The organism is Nostoc linckia z4 (assembly GCF_002608075.1).
GTDB classification, from domain to species: domain Bacteria; phylum Cyanobacteriota; class Cyanobacteriia; order Cyanobacteriales; family Nostocaceae; genus Nostoc; species Nostoc linckia.
In genome coordinates, this window is sequence record NZ_LAHA01000102.1 from 1 (window position 1) to 17,700 (window position 17,700).

Genomic DNA, 17,700 nt, shown 5'->3' on the forward strand with positions numbered 1-17,700 from the left:
AAGGGGAAAGGGGGAAGGGGAAAGGTTTCAAATACATCCAAATCCCTTTACCCCTTAACTTTTTCCCAGACCACAAGGGAAGTTCATACTGCTTATCCGAACCATATTGAGATGCATTCTTTTTCCACAAGAGTGCAAAAGTGCTTTTACTAGAGGTCTAATCCCAAATTGGCACGCTATCAGTACAAGAATAAGAATTGAAACCATACTTTATGATTTTATCCACCGCGCTTGAACTCCAGAATAAATTGCCGAAAGTTATCTGTCACTAACACTAGAACAAGTTTACGCGACTATTCTTTATTATTTGCACAATAAAGAAGCTGTCAGTGCCTATATAGCTAATTGGTTGGAGTGGAATCATAGAATGCAGGAAGAACAGCGACGCATCCTTCACCCACTGTCATCAAACTGAGAAAATTATTAGCTGAAAAACAAGTTCTGCCAAGTTCATTTGACTTATGCAAAACACCAAAATGAGAAAGCAAACTGGGGTTTGAGAAAGTAAAACTTGCTTTGGCTTGCGGAAAACACCAAAATGAGAAAGCAAACTGGGGTTTGAGAAAGTAAAACCTGCTTTTGCTTGCGGAAAACACCAAAATGAGAAAGCAAACTGGGGTTTGAGAAAGTAAAACCTACTTTGGCTTGCGGAAAACACCAAAATGAGAAAGTAAAAGCTTGTTTTGAGAAAGTAAAACTTGCTTTTGAGTAAGCAATTACGGCTTTTACTGATTCAATTTCTTTAAAATATCAAGTTTAGATAAAATTCTTGAAAAAATTACTGATAAATGCTGATTATTTCTTGCAATAAAGAGTTGAGAAAGTAGCTGTTTAAAATCATCCGTTAAAAAAATCCCCGACTCTTTTAAAAAAGTCGGGGATTTCTCTTTTTCATGGGTTCCCATTCATTCCGATTTCAAGCGATCGGTAAAGGGTCAAACAGTAATGTTTGGTGCGGATAGTATGATGAAACAGTTTCCATTCATTCCGATTTTAAGCGATCGGTAAAGTGCTTCCAACTGGAACGCAACGGAGTGCCTAACCAGAAGGTTTCCATTCATTCCGATTTTAAGCGATCGGTAAAGTGCTTCCAACTGGAACGCAACGGAGTGCCTAACCAGAAGGTTTCCATTCATTCCGATTTTAAGCGATCGGTAAAGTCGGTGGAGATCACAGACACCGAGACTGGTGAGACGGTTTCCATTAATTCCGATTTAAAGCAATCGGTAAAGTGGCGGGTTTACTCGCCGGCTATCTACGAAACAAAGGGTTTCCATTAATTCCGATTTAAAGCAATCGGTAAAGTCGGCCGAACAACAGCTGTTTGTCTATGGTGTGTTAGGCGTTTCCATTCATTCCGATTTTAAGCGATCGGTAAAGCAAGGATGTGGTCGTCGTCGCCGATGACCCCTTTGTTTCCATTCATTCCGATTTCAAGCAATCGGTAAAGCAGCTGCGTATACAGGATGAAGCTCGTAGCTCAATGGTTTCCATTCATTCCGATTTCAAGCGATCGGTAAAGGCAAGACGACGACACTTTTGCCGGCGCAGCTAAGAAGTTTCCATTCATTCCGATTTCAAGCGATCGGTAAAGTGTACCGCGACATTTTTGCAATCATCGCGCAACAGGAAAGTTTCCATTCATTCCGATTTAAAGCAATCGGTAAAGGAAATTGAAACAAAAGCCAGCGATGGCATTCTGAAGTTTCCATTCATTCCGATTTAAAGCAATCGGTAAAGTACTGGGAATTTAGGAAATCAATCTTACAAGAAAAGTTTCCATTCATTCCGATTTAAAGCAATCGGTAAAGCGCTCGGCGTGACTGGTACGGCCCCATCCCCGCAAGGTTTCCATTCATTCCGATTTAAAGCAATCGGTAAAGAATACGCAATTCTACTACAAGATAGTTCCGTAAAAAGTTTCCATTCATTCCGATTTAAAGCAATCGGTAAAGGGATGGGAACAAAATAGTGCTAAGGGTAATTTACAAACGTTTCCATTCATTCCGATTTAAAGCAATCGGTAAAGATGTCGAATATGTGCCAGTTGAGGTTTACGGACAGGTTTCCATTAATTCCGATTTAAAGCAATCGGTAAAGTCGATAAAAGCGGAAGCATGAGTTCACCTGATACAAAGTTTCCATTAATTCCGATTTAAAGCAATCGGTAAAGGAAGTTAAAGCGAAAAGCCCATACGCCACGGTAAAGTTTCCATTAATTCCGATTTAAAGCAATCGGTAAAGCTTGTTCAAGCTGCCAATCAAGCGCAATACGAGTTTCCATTAATTCCGATTTAAAGCAATCGGTAAAGATCTTTCCCACAAACCAACACTTCAGAAGTATATGCGTTTCCATTAATTCCGATTTAAAGCAATCGGTAAAGGCACTAATGAAATTATTGGAGGAGGTATCACGGATGGTGTTTCCATTAATTCCGATTTAAAGCAATCGGTAAAGAACCGCTGTCGTCTGTTTCATTCTTTTTGTGATTCTTGTTTCCATTAATTCCGATTTAAAGCAATCGGTAAAGCAGACGACGAAAAACCACTTGCTGAGGTAGTGGTAAAGTTTCCATTAATTCCGATTTAAAGCAATCGGTAAAGAGTTCGTTCAGGAGGCTTTGCCCAGTCAGGGTTTTAGCCGCTAAATCGACACCACTCTGAAAAAGATTATATACCTGGTGGAAAATTAAGTAAAATACATAGCTCAAATCCTTGCCCTGCAAAGCATCGACACCAGTTAACGAAAAATATAGGGTTTCGGGCATTCGGCGAGTGGTGTCGATGAACATTTCAAACTTCCTTAGTAGGGTGCATTGTCAACACATCGCAACACATGATTTTACAGCAATTTTCAGGTAAATAAACCACGTTGTAGGGGCGAACGGTTGTTCATTGGTGTCAACTTAAGCTTAAACGCTTGTCCCACAGCCATTTTACCCCACCCCTCAATCCCCTCCCCGCAGGCGGGGAGGGGAGGTTTTGGCTTTAGACAAAACCGGGGTGGGGTGACTGTCGATTAGTTAGTAATTGAGTAAGTTTGCTCTAACGTCATTACAAGGGTTTTACGTTAAGTTGACACCAATAACGGTTGTTCGCCCCCACCAGAGATTGTGGTTTAAATAGATGAAAAACGCTGTAAAATCACAGCCAACGATTTTTAAAACAACCTCTTATCAGCGATAACAGTCAACAATCAACAATCAACAATCAACCACCTAATTACTGCTTTTTCACAGCTTCAATTTTTGCTTCTATCTTCACCGTTTTCACACCTGGAACTTCCTTAGCTAAAGCTTCAGCTTTTTTGAGTTCTGCAATAGAACTAGCTGTACCCTTTAAGATAATTTCACTCTCTTTATTTTCAACTTGTAACTTATTCCCTGGTAAATCTTGATTCAACTTTTTACTGACTTCAGTTTTTAAATCGCTTTCAGCTTTTGTTGCTGGAGTTTTTAGAGAATCAGTTGTAGTTTTAGTCTCGGTACTGGGTGCTGGAACAATAGTTGGCTGTGCTGGAACATTAACAGTTTTATCAATAGTTGGATTTGTTTCAGCAGCTGGTTTTGCTGGTGGTTGGGATTCTTGGTTGGTGGTGCTAGGAGTTTCGGAACCAGTTTTAGTAGCTTCTTGACAACCAACAGCACCAATTACGAGAATACCACTAACTAAAAATGGAATTAGCTTTTTCATTATTTATCTCCGAATTCAGTAATTGAAGCGACTACTTAAGCTGTGTGTAATGGTGAGGAGCAAATGTTAAAAATTTCTTATTTTTTGTTTGCCATTTGTCATCTGTCATTTGTACTTTGTGGAGACACAGATGAATCATGTCTCTACACAAGACGCGATAAATCCCGTCTCTACAATGACTAAAATTTTGGAGAAGCACCAATTCAATTTTGCTAGGGCTGCTGGCTAGTATAGCTTTGCATCGGTTTGTGGCTATCTATCAATTTCAAGTAGATGCTAACTAGTTTTTTTGAAATGAGACTATGCAACCCTATAGCAATGATTTAATGTTATCAGATTTGACGAAATTTGGCGATATCTAGAACAAGACAACCGATATAACTCAAAATTTCAGCATTTTTCCAATTTTATGCCAGCAAAATTACCAACAAAATGTTACTTTAAAAAACTATGGCTTGCTTAAAACGCCCAAAGTACCAGGAAAGATTCGCCAATGCCCTACCTTACATCTGCACGGGAAATTCGCGCTATTGTCGCTGAATATACTCATGCTAAAACCCTGTGGCTAGATACAGAAGTGGCTGACTATAAAAGCCGCAATCCCAAGCTATCGCTGATTCAGGTATTAGATGATGCTGATGATATGAGTGGCGATCGCGTTTATCTTTTAGATGTCCTAGTTCAGCCTGATATTATAGCTGAATTTATTCAAGAAATCATGTTAAATCCTAATATTGAAAAAGTTTTTCATAATGCCAGTTATGATTTAAAATTTCTCGGTAATAAAAAAGCAAAAAATATTACTTGTACTTTAGAAATGGCCAAAAAAATTCCTTATTATCTCTTGCCATTGCCAAATTACCAACTCCAAACAATAGCCACTGCACTTTGTAGTTTTAACAATATCGACAAACAAGAACAACAAAGCGATTGGGGAAAACGTCCTCTCAGTGAAGAACAAATAGAATATGCTTACCTAGATTGTATTTATTTAGCTCAAATTCACTCAAATTTATTAAAATTACAAACCAAAGCTAACCCCGAACCCACAACGGAAGATTTAACAATTCTGAGTGCTAAATCCTCGCAACTTGAGCAGCAATATAAATTATTAAATTCCGAATTCGAGCATTTACAAGAACGGATCAAAAAAGCTATGCAAGCCCAGAATATATCTGAAACTGCTGATTATAAGCTAAGTAGTTATGACCGTACCACAATCAAAACCACCTTTACCCAATTGGCAAATCTAGCCCAAAACCAAGGTCTTGATTTAGATTTTCCCATTACATTAACTCAGAAACTCCAAAAAGATTTAGGGCAAAATCTAGAACAATTGTCTGTAGAAGTTGACAAAACCACCGCTTGGCGATTAATTCCTAAAACTCACGATGCTGAAATAGAAAATGAGTAGTAAATCAGAATTCAGAATTCAGAAGTCAGAATTCAGAAGTCAGAATTCAGAAGTCAGAATTCAGAAGTCAGAATTCAGAAGTCAGAATTCAGAAGTCAGAATTCAGAAGTTAGAATTAATAAAGTTTAAATAACCAAAGTTAAAAATATATATCAAATCAATGTAGTGGCGTGGCAAGTCTAAAATGTTGCAATAGATTTTATTGTGGGATGGGTGTCCTCACCCGTCCGGGCGGGCAGGATGCCCACCCCACAAGAGTTTATTAATAAACTATTTTAGCCTTGCCACGCAACTACTGTAAATTGACATTTTTTTTTGTAAAAATACGGTATAAATTTTTGTGTAAAATTTAAAATTTAAAATTTTTTGCAAGCTGTATCAAAAGTTAGAATAATTTTTCTGCTAAAGAATTAAAATTTAGATTTTGGAATTAGTTTATTTCAGGCGTTATCAAGAAATAATGAAGACGCCAGTCACCAGATTTTCTTGTCTGACTTCTGACTTCTGACTTCTGAGTTCTGAATTCTGAATTATTCTTTAGGGTAGTTTATCTTAACTTATGACACGGCGTTTATTTAGGCAGAATGAAATAAAGGTAAATAAAGTATTTACCATAGTTATTTTTACTACATTGACAGCAATTAGTAGCGTTTCTTGCACTAAGAATAACAATGTATTGATTACAGAAGTCGGAGTTAATCCACCTACCCGCCGTTCAGCTATCAAAACCAAAGCTGAGGCATTTTATGTCCAGGGAAAAAATCAGCATATCAATGGCGATTTGCAAGCGGCCATTGCTTCCTACGATAAGGCAATTAATGAAAATTCTGAGTATGTTGCTGCATATAACAGCAGGGGATTAGCTTATTTTGATTTAGGAGATAAAGAAAAAGCGATCGCAGATTACAATCAAGCACTGCGTATCAATCCCAACAACGCCGAAGCCTACAATAACCGGGGTAATGCCCGCGCCTCACAGGGAAACAACCGAGAAGCAATTAAAGATTACAGTGAAGCAATTCGCCTCAACCCCAACTACGCCGAAGCCTACAACAACCGGGGTAACGCCCGCGCCACATTGGGAGAACAAAACAGAGGGATAGATGATTTTGACCAAGCCATTGCCCTCAACCCCAGATATGTCATTGCTTACAATAATCGGGGAAACGCCCGTGCTGCCAACGGAGATCCACAAGGAGCGATCGCAGATTACAATGAAGCGATTCGCCTCAATCCTAATTTTGCCCCTGCCTACAATAACCGAGGCAATGCCCGCGCCAAAAATGGAGACAAAGAAGGGGCACTTAAAGACTTAGAACAAGCAGCAAACATCTTTCAAACTCAAGGAAACAACGATTTATATCAACAAGTAACGAGAAATATTAAAGAACTTGCACAGTAGGGGGGATGGGGAGATGGGGAGATGGGGAGATGGGGAGATGGGGAGACGCGGGGACGCGGAGAATAACTAATGCCCAATGCCCAATGCCCCATGCCCAATGCCCCATGCCCAATGCCCAATGCCCCATGCCCCATGCCCTATTGTTCAATAATCGGTGTACGCAGATCTTCTACTAGGGCTTGAATTTCTGCTGGTGGAGGTGGTGTGAGGCGAGAAACTATTAGGGTGACTATGAAGTTGATAATCATGCCCAAGGTACCGATTCCTTCGGGAGAAACACCAAAAAACCAGGGTTGGACGCCGCCAAATTTCACGCTGACAATGTAAATGATGGTGAAAATTAAACCCGTCAACATTCCGGCGATCGCACCTTCAGCATTGGTGCGTTTGTCGAAAATTCCCAGAAAAATTACTGGAAAGAAGCTAGCAGCAGCTAAACCAAAGGCAAAAGCTACTACTTCGCTGACAAATCCCGGCGGATTTACTCCAAAATATCCGGCGAGGACGAGGGAAAAACCTACCATGATGCGTCCCACAAATACCCGTTTTTTTTCTGAAGCGGTGGAATCTATTATGCGGTAGTAGATATCATGGGCGATGGAACTGGAAATTACCAGTAATAAACCGGATGCTGTGGACAAAGCAGCAGCTAAGCCGCCAGCCGCCACTAAACCAATCACCCAAGGAGGAAGGTTAGCTACTTCTGGGGTGGAAAGCACAATAATGTCTCGGTCGATGTTAATTTCGTTGGTGTCTTTTTTGGGAGTCAACTGAAAACGACCATCTTTATTTTTGTCGTCAAAGCTTAGCAGTTTAGTTTTTTCCCATTTAGTGGCCCAGTCTAGTTGTTGCACTTGTGTAACTGTCTGATTGTGTAGGGAATCAATCAGGTTATAACGGGCAAACATAGAAAGGGCGGGAGCCGTTGTATAAAGAATGGCAATAAATAACAGTGCCCAACCAGCGGAAAAGCGAGCAGCACGCACGCTTGGTACTGTATAGAACCGCACTATAATATGAGGTAAGCCGGCTGTACCTACCATCAAGGCGATGGTGGTAAACAGTACATCCAACATGGTTTTGTTAACAAATGGCTCAGTATATTGCTTAAATCCCAAGTCAAGCTGGATTTGATTGAGTTTATCAGCAACGTTACTGAAGGTAAATGCAAGTTGAGGAATGGGATTGCCGGTGAGAAACCAAGCGATGGCGATCGCTGGAATTAAGTAAGCAACAATCAATACTCCGTACTGAGCTACTTGTGTCCAGGTGATGCCTTTCATACCTCCCAACACAGAGAAAAAGCCGACGATTATCATACCGATAATCACGCCTGTGTTGATATCTACTTGTAGGAAGCGACTAAAAACAATGCCCACACCCCGCATTTGACCTGCAACGTAGGTGAGGGAAACGAAAATAGCTGCAATTACAGCCACTAAACGAGCAATATTAGAGTAGTAGCGATCGCCTACGAAATCTGGCACTGTATACTTACCAAATTTCCGCAGGTAGGGAGCTAACAATAATGCTAGTAGTACATAGCCACCAGTCCAGCCCATTAAAAAAATAGAACCGTCGTAGCCCAAAAAAGAAATCAGCCCGGCCATTGAAATAAACGAAGCTGCGGACATCCAGTCAGCAGCAGTAGCCGCACCATTAGCAATTGAAGGTACTCCCTGACCTGCAATAAAAAAATCTTTGGAACTTTCCACTCGTGATTGCCAACCAATATAAAGGTAGGCAACGAAAGAAAGTCCAACTATGACAATAGTCCAAGTTTCAACTGACACAGTTTTTCCTCACTTCCTGAGATTGTATTCGTCTTCTTGCTTGCTGGTATTGTATTTGCGGTCTAGCTTGTCCATTTGGAACGCATAAATGAAAATCAATCCCACAAAAGTCAAGGGTTGAGTCGATGCCCGATATTATTCGGGGCAACTCTCAGTTAAATCTGGGCGTGCGACTTTCACCGCACCCAGCTTCCGATGTTCTTAGCTTGTGCTTTTGCTCATGTGTTTATAATCGTGGCAACTCTCGTGAATTGCTTCAAGATTATTTTTCTTCCAGTTGGCGTGATTTTCGTCGATGTGATGCAGGTGAACCCGTTCTTCATCGATGAATTTTAAACCGCAGGAAGCACATCTATGGTTTTGCTTCTTAAGAGTTTTAGAGGTTTCACCATCGTAGAGCTTGCTTTTACGTTCGCTCCAGTAGGCTATCTCACCGTCATAGGGGGATTTTATTCCTTGAACCATGACGTGTTTGTTCTCGGAGTAAGGAACTGCTGCAAATGCTTTGTCTAGCAACGTTTTACTAGAGTAGCGGTCTTGCTTGGTTTCCTTGTTAAATACCTTATAAGCCCTTGTTTCGATGTGGTATAAGGAATTCCTCGCCCCATCCATCTTGCAAAACTTATGGTAGTTTCTCCAGCCTCTAACTATTGGAGCCAGCCTTGTGGCTTTTTCCTTAGCACCATAATTCGAGTTGTTGACGATGTGTTTTACTTTCTTACAAAAAGCTTTGAAATTATCCACAGAGGGAATACTTTTGAACTTTCCGTTTTTCTGGACTTTGAAGTTCCATCCGAGGAAATCAAACCCATCTGTCGCGGCGGTAACTTTGGTTTTCTTTTGGCTTACATTCATTCCGCGTTTGCGGAGGAAATCGCTGATTCTTTCAAGTATCTCTATCGCATTATCTTCGGGGCGGAGTATAATAACCATGTCATCCGCATAACGGATTGATGGCTCGACAATGCTCCCTTTTGGGGTGTTGTCTGTGATTTTCTTACCTCGTTTGTGACCGTCGTGGTATCGATGAATACTCTCAATTCCGTTGAGTGCGATGTTTGCTAGTAATGGGCTGACCACTCCCCCTTGTGGGGTTCCTTGTTCGGGAAATTCTGGGTTAACCCCTGCCTTAAGGCATCGGAAGATACCGAGTTTTAAGCCTTTAGGGGCGATGAGTTCGTCCATTATTGCTGAGTGATTAATCCTATCGAAGCATTTTTCGATATCGAGTTCAATGACTCGTTTTTCTATTCCGTTGGCGTTAGAGCTTAGGTTGTTAAAGATTTGCTTTTGTGCATCATGGGCAGAGCGCCCAGTCCTAAACCCATAACTCCGAGCGTGGAAAGTGGCTTCGTGTGCTGGTTCGAGTGCATATTTTGCGAGGCATTGCCAAGCTCTATCAGCGATGGTTGGTATCTTAAGCATTCTGGTAGTCCCGTCCTTCTTGGGGATGGGGATTTCCCGTAGTCCTTGATGCTTCCAATTTCCACTGTTCATTTTCAGTAATTCTTCAAGGTTGAAGCGGTCTTCAAATGAGAGGGATTTCTTACCATCAATACCCGCCGTCTTTTTGCCAGCATTTAGCTGAGATACTTGTCTTATTGCAAGAAATCGAGCCGAGGTGGATTTAAGAATAAGCTTTTGGAGTAACCTAGCTTTCCGCTTGTCTCCAACTTGAACAGCTTTAAATACGCGCTTTTGAAGGCGAAAGAGAGTCTTGCGGAATTTCTTCCACGGTAGCCCTTTCCAAGATTCACTAGTTTTGACACTGTGTCTAATCATTCTCTTCTGGAGTTTGTATTTTCTGAACACCTCAGACCAATTACGGTCTGTCCTACCCGACTTGTGAGAGTTCCGCTTCTCGTCTAGCCTACTTGGGGTTCGACTGCCCCTAGACCCACAAATCGTTTTTATTCGTTCCCTCGGAGAGATTGATTGTTCCGTTAGATGTAGCCACTTTGACCACTGGATTCCCTAGACTCTTGCCGTTATTATCAATAAATGCGGCGGGAATTAATTCTCCAGTGAAGTCAGGGGTTTTGTGTTACGCCCTGCTTGCAGGTAGGTCACTTTTCTAGGCTCTGTTTCATCATAGGAACTCCCTATTAGCGCCAGTGTCAACCCGCAACGGTCGTCTGATTGCGCCCTGTTCCCAGCTTCACTCTACAAGAACCGAGCTTGTTCGGTGTGGGCAGATAAGGAGTCAATTCTGAGTCTGAATGGCAAGGCTTGCACTTGCATCTGACCGAGAGTTCAGCCTTTAGTGACAGTAATCTGCTGTCGGGCTGGATTAGTTATTTACGGTCTGATTACCGTGATTCACTAATCAACGAATCGCACATCGATCCTTGCTGCGCCATCCAAAAGCCAAAGGGTACGCCAAAAAATCGTATTGTATTCAAAGGTTGAACCAACAAAATGCTGAAAACCAGAGAAACTAATGCCCAGACAATTAAAAGATTGCGAATTAAAGCAGTATTAGCACGCCAATAAGAACGGCGCTGATTTTCATTCATTGTTATTTATGGTCACTGTGTTAGTGCATCAAAGATAATACCAAGAACCCGTTATTCTGCTATGAGATACTGTATTAATTTTTATATTTAATTTAATGGAAAATATTTGATTCTAAGTACAAAGAATCCTTTAATCGCTCTAATTAAATCTTCTGTAACTGTGAAATTTTATTAACAAACACTCAAACAGTCGGCAGTCAGTAATCTGAATCATAATTACTATACCAAATATTTAAAAAACTTTACGTGTTAATTACCAGGAAACTAACACCAGCAAATGCTATTAAATGCTTTGATGTTAGATGTATCAGCAACTAGCCATCAATTAACTAAGTTACTTTTTTCTATAAAAAGATACCAAAACTTACTGTATTATTTACGTAGTTAATTTAATAACATTAATTATCAGCATTTCCTGATTGTATAAGTGGCTCTTACTAATTTTTAGTAAATCATGATACTAAAATTACGCATTTAATCTAGATGAGATTTTCATCATGAATGCGAGAAAAGCTCACTGAAACATGACATTGGTAAAAATATCTCTGAAAGAATGCGAAAAGCATCAATCTAAGTTTGTAGATAGAGATCGATCTACAAAAGTGAGATGCACCTTTTAACTTAGCCCTCAAAAAGCCGAAATTTTAACTTCTACCACACCACGAACCGCATATATGTTTATTGAAACGCTATTCACAGAGCCGATTTATTTTTTTAGAATTATTATCATTGTCATATTTTCCATTACTTTACACGAACTTGCTCACGGCTGGGCTGCAATGAGTCAAGGAGATAACACTCCACAAAAAACTGGTCATCTCACCCTCAACCCTGTAGTTCACATGGGCAAGGAATCGATTATCTTTCTCTGTCTCATGGGTATAGCCTGGGGACAAATGCCAGTCAACCCTTCTAAATTTCGCTCTCGCAAGCTAGGCAATATTTTGGTATCCGCAGCTGGGCCATTATCAAATCTCACCTTGGGCATTATATTTATTTTAGTGATGAAACTTCTCGCTAATTTAAATTTTTCAGCACTCTTTAGTATCGAGTTTCTTTACTTAGCGGCTCGGATAAATTTGATGTTATTTCTATTTAACCTCTTGCCAATTCCACCCCTTGATGGCTTTCATGTCTTCAGTGAAATTTTCCCCAAATTAAAGCCATTAGAGAATAGCTACTTCGGACTATTTGCAATGATGTTGCTATTTATAATTCCCGAATTTGGCATAGGGTTGAGTGATATTGCTAACTTAGTTATCCAGTCAATGCTTGGAGAATCAATAAGTTTTTAGTTGAATTTAAATATTACATAAAATGATGTCAATAACTAAAGATTTGTAGTAAGGACTAAAGTCCTCACTACTAACTAAGGAACTTCCAACAAATTAATTACCAGTACTTGTGGGGTGGACATCTTGTCCGCCCTTGGCTTGGGGCGGGCGAGACGCCCACTTCACAAGAAGTAGTTGATTATTTTTTTATTTGCAAGTCCCTAAATAACAAGTTTTCTTGCCTTCACAAAGGATATTTCTTAACATCAAGCGTATTGCTCTGAGGTTACATTTACAAATGATTTAATGTCGGCGTATTTTTGCTGTAATATTCAGTTTTCGTATAGATGCCGATAATACTATCACCAACTGCAAAAAAAGTACCTTGTTGCTCATTTTTAGAAAATTGCAAATTTGGGTATTTGGCAGCAGCTTCTTCAGCAGTCATAGCTTTTGCTGACATGTTTTCTGGCAATACTCCAGTACACCCGATGTAAAATACCAAAGCAGAAATTTTGCCTTGGTAGATTTTTTCTGCATATTCCTCTAGTTGGGTATTTGCTACTGTTAATGCTGCAACCATTTCTTCTTTATCGATTTGCTTACCAGCTTGTTTATCCTGCAACAACTTTGCCAAAGTATCAGCACCAACTTTCTTCAGAATATCTGCAACTACCCCATTTTGCTCAAGCCCCAGAAAATCATCAAAAATCGGTTTCATCAACTCATCCACTTTCGTAATTTTGGTGCGTGATGACAGTAGCCTTTGTCTAACAGCAAGATTTTGATTAAATGCCATCTCAAAACTCGCTTTGGTAATAAGTTCTTGAGTGCGCTTATCATAAAGGCGATACATTCTATTCAAAAATTTGTTAGCTGAATGCAACTTGCTGAAGTTCAGTATATCTTGACTACCGATGTCAATTTTATAGCTCAATCTGGATTCCACAGTTCCATTAATTAAAGCTGTATGAATATCTGTATATTCATTAGTTGTGGGAAAGTTGATGTAGATATTTTTGGATAGATAATGTTTTTTAAATTCATCTAATTGTTCCGCAACAAATACATCTGATTCTCTTTTTAAATGAGCAGAAATAATACTAATAAGTACTTTAATTTCTGCCAATTTATTGAATAGTCCATCAATGCTGCTGTAATAGATATCAGTAGCCACAAGGGGCAAATTATCTAGCTGGATGGTATGTTCAGCACGAAAATCAAAATTTTTCGCATTTAACACACCTTTTTCTTTAAGCAAATCAAAGGCTTTTTTACTGCTAATTTTAACTTGTAAAGATTTGACGTTGATTTTCCCATCACTGACAATGGTATAGTTGTTAAAGCTATTGAGGTCATTGACTAATAAACCTGCTACCTCAAGAGTGGGAGTTTGGTCTGCCGATTGAGTAAGTTTGACTTTTCGTTTAATCAGCATATTGATAGTAGCGGTATTGCGATTAAAGTGAAATTCGCCCATACCAACATACTCTGCTCGATCTACATTTTCCGTTTGCAACCAAGGTTGAATTAGTTCTCCATTTATGTCTCTCACACCCCGAACACGCTTGACACTTGTTCTTTGATAATGTTCTTGCAGGTGCTTGATGTTGACAATAATATTGTGGCGATATTCTGTAAAAATTTGGATGAGTTCTACTAAAGAAATTTTATTAGTTTCCATGTTGTCTCCTTCCATAAAATTGATGTGTATATATGCAATTTAAAATGTAAAAAATCGAGACAAAATACGCCAAAAATCATGCCAAATTTATGTTGAAATTGGCCAATAGGGTAACTTCAAAAAATAAATTATTGTGCTTCAAGTTGTTGAAAGTTCACTGTAAACCGTCAATAGCAAACAAACAACAGCAAATTAGATTCAAAAACTAGCCATCAAACACATTCTGTTGAAACTTTGGGCATTTCCAGGTCATATACTCACTGGATATTTATCTTTTATAGTACAATTGTACTATAAAATTTCCAATTTGTCACGTCTAGCATTCATAGGACTGACGCTAGTGGTCTGTCTCATTAGTTGTGAAAGGTTCGTAGTAAGCACTTTAGTGCTTAAAAATCAAGGACTAAAGTCCTTACTACGAACATTTTTAATAAATTTCAGTTAAAGCCTTGACTGTTAACGGTCAACAATCTTCTATAGAATATTTTTTTATTTGCAAATCCCCTATATTATCTACTTGGGCAATACGAGTCTGGAATTCAGGATTCATCATCTGACTTGTTTTGTATTTGTGTATCCATCTTCAGGCGTTTAGTATCTTTTTGACGCTTCTTTTCTTTCCATCTGCCTGTTTTGCGTGCTGCTTCTGTTAAAAGATACTCAATTTGCGCGTTAACACTCCTTAATTCATCAGCAGACCATTTTTCCAGTACTTCGTATAATTCAAGGTCTAAACGCAGTAAAAACCGTTTTTTCTGGCTCATCTTTTATACCAATTTTCTAAAATTTGGCAACCAATTCAAACCTTGAATCCTAAATAAGTAGATAGTCATGATTAAATCTAAGATGTCATTGCGAGCGAAGCGAAGCAATCCCAGAGACTTTGCGATTGCTTCGCTTCGCTCGCAATGACAGAACATATTATATTTATTTATGTCCATCTACTTACAATGTGAATTGCTTAATTATGAATTACAAATGGATATTAGGTGTAAAGGCTACCAGTGTTAATTACTGGTTGAATGTTTTGTTCTGAGGTTAAGACAACCAGTAGATTGTTAATCATAGCGGCTTTGCGTTCATCATCCAAGTCAATAATTTGTTGTTCGCTTATCCGTTTTAGTGCTTCATCAACCATTCCCACTGCACTTTCAACAATTTGCCGCCGTGCATCAATCATTGCTTTGGCTTGTTGACGACGCAACATCATTTGAGCAATTTCTGGGGCGTATGCAAGGTGAGAAAGTTTTGCTTCTAATACTTCAACTCCTGCAACTTCAAGTCTGGCTTGCAATTCTTTTTGCAAGAAAAGCGCAATTTCATCTGGTACTGCACGCAATGAAGGAATTGATTGTTCATCAGGTGCGTCATAGGGATAGCGAATTGCTAAAGTACGTATCGCTGTCTCGCTTTGGATAGCGACAAATTGCTCGTAGTCATCAACGGCAAATTTAGATTTGGCTGGTTCTATCACTTGCCATACTATGACAGCCGCAATTTCGATTGGACTGCCTTGAGCATCGTTGACTTTTAATATTTTGCTGTTAAAGTTGCGAACTCGTAAAGATACCTTGCGTTTATCAGTAAAAGGATTAGTCCACCAAAACCCTGCTTCTTGAATCGTACCAACGTAACGTCCGAAAAACACTAATACTATTGCTTGATTTGGCTCGACTGTTAAGAAACCTGATAGTGAGGGAATGACTACTGCGATGAGTGTCGCTCCTAACCATGCACCTATTTCTGCTAAATCGGCAAAATCTCCCACCCTCAGGCTTCTACCTAAGAATTCTAATAATTGCTGTATTGTTGACCAAACCTGCCAACTGCCAAAAATGGCTAAAGCTATGACTATGCTCAAAGCTATGAAGCCGTTGATTTTAAAAGCAGGAAATTCTCTGATTTGGTGCTTCATTGTCTGTTCCTACAAGTTTTTTCGATATTAAAATGATATCACTTTAATTTCAAAAATAGGAATTTACCAAGACGTGGAGACGTTGCAATGCAACGTCTCTACATTTTTTTTAGGCTAAACTGTTTGCTGCTGTTGAGGTGACAATCTGACGTACTTGGGCATCGGTTAGACCTTTCTTTGCACTCAACATCAAGGCTATGACTCCGGCAACGTGGGGAGTTGCCATTGATGTTCCATCTTTAAAGCCATAGCTGTTACCTGGTAATGTGGAGTAGATATCGACTCCTGGAGCTGTGACGTAGGGGAGTGTAGTTGTTCCGGCTTCGTTGGAGAAGTAAGCCATATCTTGATACTTATCAATTGCCCCAACAGCTAGCCCCCAGTTCTTGGCATAACGGGCAGGATAAATAGGTTCGGAACCGCTAGAATTACCTGCTGCCATGACGACAATTACACCTTTGCTAGCAGCATATTTAATGGCTGATTCTATTTCGCTGTTGGGTTCATCGCCGCCTAAGCTGAGGTTAATGACATTAGCTCCGTTATCCACGGCGTAACGAATGCCTTTAGCTACCCCACTATCTTCGCCAGAGCCACTATCACCAAGGACTTTAACTGGCATAATCTTGGCATCATAAGCAATACCTGTAACACCGACACCATTTTTCACTCCGGCGATGGTTCCAGCGACATGGGTTCCATGACTATTGACATCTAGGGTGTTGTTGTTATTGCTGTCGAAGTTCCAGCCATAGACATCATCAATGTAGCCATTGCCATCATCATCTTTGCCGTTGCCAGCAATTTCTTTGGTATTCTTCCAGATATTATTGCTCAAGTCTGAATGATTGCGATCGACTCCAGTATCTAGCACAGCAACGACAACACCCTTACCTGTATATCCCTTTGCCCACACCTCTGGAGCTTTTACGAGGTCGGCTCCCCAATCATTACCGCCCAGGTTAGGAACATCAGCAAAGGTAGTCTGGCCAAGGGCTTTAGCGACTGCTGCTGCTGCATTAATTAAGCCATAACCATCGGTGGTGTCATAACCGATATTTTTGATGATGGTAATAGCTTTGGCAACAATGTTATTACTTTCATTGCTTTCGGCAATATTGTTACTACCATCAGCTTGATACAGTATGTAGTAGCTACCCCCAGCGATAGTTTTGCTAATCTGAATTGAAAATGTTTCGCTGCTGTAACTTCCAGATGCAATGCTGCTGGTGTATTCAGAATTCAATAAGATATCTTCATTGCTGAGAATTCCATCTTTGGATAAATAAAGCTTGGTGTAGCTATAACCAGCATTACCAGTGCCTTGATTTTTCACTTGATAGCTAATTTGAATATTGCTACCCGTTGACGCACTAGTCGGATTAACAGCATTTTGGATAATTAAATCAGCTTTCTTAATGGCGATCGCTTTAGCAACAATATTATTATTTTCATTACTTTCGGCGATATTGTTATTACCATCAGCTTGATATAACAGGTAATAATTACCTGCTGCAATGCTATTATCAATGTTAATTGTAGTTGTTGAACCGCTAGAAGCACCGGCAGCTATTGGACTGAGATAATCAGAACCTAAATATATATCATCGTTGCTTAGGGTTGTATTTGTTGAAAGATAAAACTTTGTTTGTTGATASCCTGCACTACCCGTGCCTTGATTTTTCACTTGATAGCTGACTTCAATACTTTCACCCACTGACCCTACRCTRGRATTAACAGCATTTTGGATAATTAAATCAGCTTTYTTAATGGCGATCGCTTTAGCAACAATATTATTATTTTCATTACTTTCGGCGATATTGTTATTACCATCAGCTTGATATAACAGATAATAATTACCTACCGCGATGCTATTATTGATGTTAATTGTAGTTGTTGAACCGCTAGAAGCACCGGCAGCTATTGGACTGAGATAATCAGAACCTAAATATATATCATCGTTGCTTAGGGTTGTATTTGTTGAAAGATAAAACTTTGTTTGTTGATAG

11 protein-coding genes, 2 pseudogenes and 1 CRISPR repeat array are annotated in these 17,700 nt (G+C 39.6%); of the genes and pseudogenes, 4 read left to right on the forward strand and 9 right to left on the reverse strand.

Features of this window, described 5'->3' with window-relative positions:
- The first annotated feature begins 897 nt into the window (after positions 1–897).
- A CRISPR array of direct repeats spans positions 898–2,604; the repeat unit is 36 nt; unit sequence GTTTCCATTAATTCCGATTTAAAGCAATCGGTAAAG.
- Between the two features lie 618 nt (positions 2,605–3,222).
- Positions 3,223–3,693 (reverse strand): BON domain-containing protein, encoded by a 471-nt coding sequence (locus VF06_RS37420; RefSeq protein WP_099072889.1) that lies wholly within the window; start codon positions 3,691–3,693, stop codon positions 3,223–3,225.
- A gap of 493 nt (positions 3,694–4,186) precedes the next feature.
- Between VF06_RS37420 and VF06_RS37425 the strand changes: the two genes are divergently transcribed.
- From VF06_RS37425 to VF06_RS41795, 3 genes are all read left to right on the forward strand, one after another.
- Entirely contained in the window at positions 4,187–5,107 is a 921-nt protein-coding gene (locus VF06_RS37425; protein ID WP_099072888.1) for a ribonuclease D, read from the forward strand.
- Positions 5,108–5,666: 559 nt separating this feature from the next.
- A complete protein-coding gene (locus tag VF06_RS37430; protein ID WP_099072887.1) occupies positions 5,667–6,509 on the forward strand; it encodes a tetratricopeptide repeat protein in 843 nt (280 codons plus the stop codon).
- Positions 6,510–6,514: 5 nt separating this feature from the next.
- Positions 6,515–6,685: a hypothetical protein gene (locus VF06_RS41795; protein WP_180267629.1), complete on the forward strand. Its 171-nt coding sequence runs from the start codon at positions 6,515–6,517 to the stop codon at positions 6,683–6,685.
- On the opposite strand, the gene VF06_RS37440 is transcribed toward VF06_RS41795, so the two are convergent.
- The 4 genes and pseudogenes from VF06_RS37440 to VF06_RS37450 all read right to left on the reverse strand — a co-directional run.
- The gene (locus VF06_RS37440; protein ID WP_099072550.1) at positions 6,647–8,302 is read right to left on the reverse strand and encodes a sodium:solute symporter family protein; all 1,656 of its coding nucleotides are present in this window, start codon (positions 8,300–8,302) and stop codon (positions 6,647–6,649) included. The genes VF06_RS41795 and VF06_RS37440 overlap by 39 nt on opposite strands.
- Before the next feature lie 9 nt (positions 8,303–8,311).
- A pseudogene (locus VF06_RS39980) lies at positions 8,312–8,416 on the reverse strand (hypothetical protein); the annotation flags it as partial.
- An 87-nt stretch (positions 8,417–8,503) separates the two neighbouring features.
- Positions 8,504–10,084: a group II intron reverse transcriptase/maturase gene (locus VF06_RS37445; protein ID WP_099072551.1), complete on the reverse strand. Its 1,581-nt coding sequence runs from the start codon at positions 10,082–10,084 to the stop codon at positions 8,504–8,506.
- 557 nt (positions 10,085–10,641) lie between these two features.
- Positions 10,642–10,818 (reverse strand): annotated as a pseudogene (locus VF06_RS37450) (DUF4212 domain-containing protein); the annotation flags it as partial.
- A gap of 674 nt (positions 10,819–11,492) precedes the next feature.
- On the opposite strand from VF06_RS37450, the gene VF06_RS37455 reads away from it, so the two are divergent.
- Complete coding sequence (locus tag VF06_RS37455) at positions 11,493–12,113, forward strand: site-2 protease family protein (protein WP_099072553.1); 621 nt, start codon at positions 11,493–11,495, stop codon at positions 12,111–12,113.
- Positions 12,114–12,384: 271 nt separating this feature from the next.
- Here VF06_RS37455 and VF06_RS37460 read toward each other — a convergent pair whose 3' ends face one another.
- The 4 genes from VF06_RS37460 to VF06_RS37475 all read right to left on the reverse strand — a co-directional run.
- A complete protein-coding gene (locus VF06_RS37460; protein WP_099072556.1) occupies positions 12,385–13,776 on the reverse strand; it encodes a hypothetical protein in 1,392 nt (463 codons plus the stop codon).
- A gap of 539 nt (positions 13,777–14,315) precedes the next feature.
- Positions 14,316–14,540 carry a type II toxin-antitoxin system antitoxin gene (locus VF06_RS37465; protein ID WP_099072554.1) on the reverse strand — a complete coding sequence of 75 codons (225 nt, stop codon included), beginning with the start codon at positions 14,538–14,540 and terminating at the stop codon, positions 14,316–14,318.
- A 221-nt stretch (positions 14,541–14,761) separates the two neighbouring features.
- On the reverse strand, positions 14,762–15,691 hold the full coding sequence (locus VF06_RS37470; protein WP_099072555.1) for an SPFH domain-containing protein: 930 nt from the start codon (positions 15,689–15,691) through the stop codon (positions 14,762–14,764).
- Positions 15,692–15,800: 109 nt separating this feature from the next.
- Positions 15,801–17,700, reverse strand: a 1,900-nt coding sequence (locus VF06_RS37475) for a S8 family serine peptidase (RefSeq protein ID WP_257208161.1), incomplete at its 5' end; no start/stop codon positions are given.

Bases quoted from the DNA above. Each gene is read 5' to 3' on its own strand.
- VF06_RS37420 (WP_099072889.1), bottom strand. From the start codon at position 3,693: ATGAAAAAGCTAATTCCATTTTTAGTTAGTGGTATTCTCGTAATTGGT.
- VF06_RS37425 (WP_099072888.1), top strand. From the start codon at position 4,187: ATGCCCTACCTTACATCTGCACGGGAAATTCGCGCTATTGTCGCTGAA.
- VF06_RS37430 (WP_099072887.1), top strand. From the start codon at position 5,667: ATGACACGGCGTTTATTTAGGCAGAATGAAATAAAGGTAAATAAAGTA.
- VF06_RS41795 (WP_180267629.1), top strand. From the start codon at position 6,515: ATGGGGAGATGGGGAGATGGGGAGATGGGGAGATGGGGAGACGCGGGG.
- VF06_RS37445 (WP_099072551.1), bottom strand. From the start codon at position 10,084: ATGATTAGACACAGTGTCAAAACTAGTGAATCTTGGAAAGGGCTACCG.
- VF06_RS37455 (WP_099072553.1), top strand. From the start codon at position 11,493: ATGTTTATTGAAACGCTATTCACAGAGCCGATTTATTTTTTTAGAATT.
- VF06_RS37460 (WP_099072556.1), bottom strand. From the start codon at position 13,776: ATGGAAACTAATAAAATTTCTTTAGTAGAACTCATCCAAATTTTTACA.
- VF06_RS37465 (WP_099072554.1), bottom strand. From the start codon at position 14,540: ATGAGCCAGAAAAAACGGTTTTTACTGCGTTTAGACCTTGAATTATAC.
- VF06_RS37470 (WP_099072555.1), bottom strand. From the start codon at position 15,691: ATGAAGCACCAAATCAGAGAATTTCCTGCTTTTAAAATCAACGGCTTC.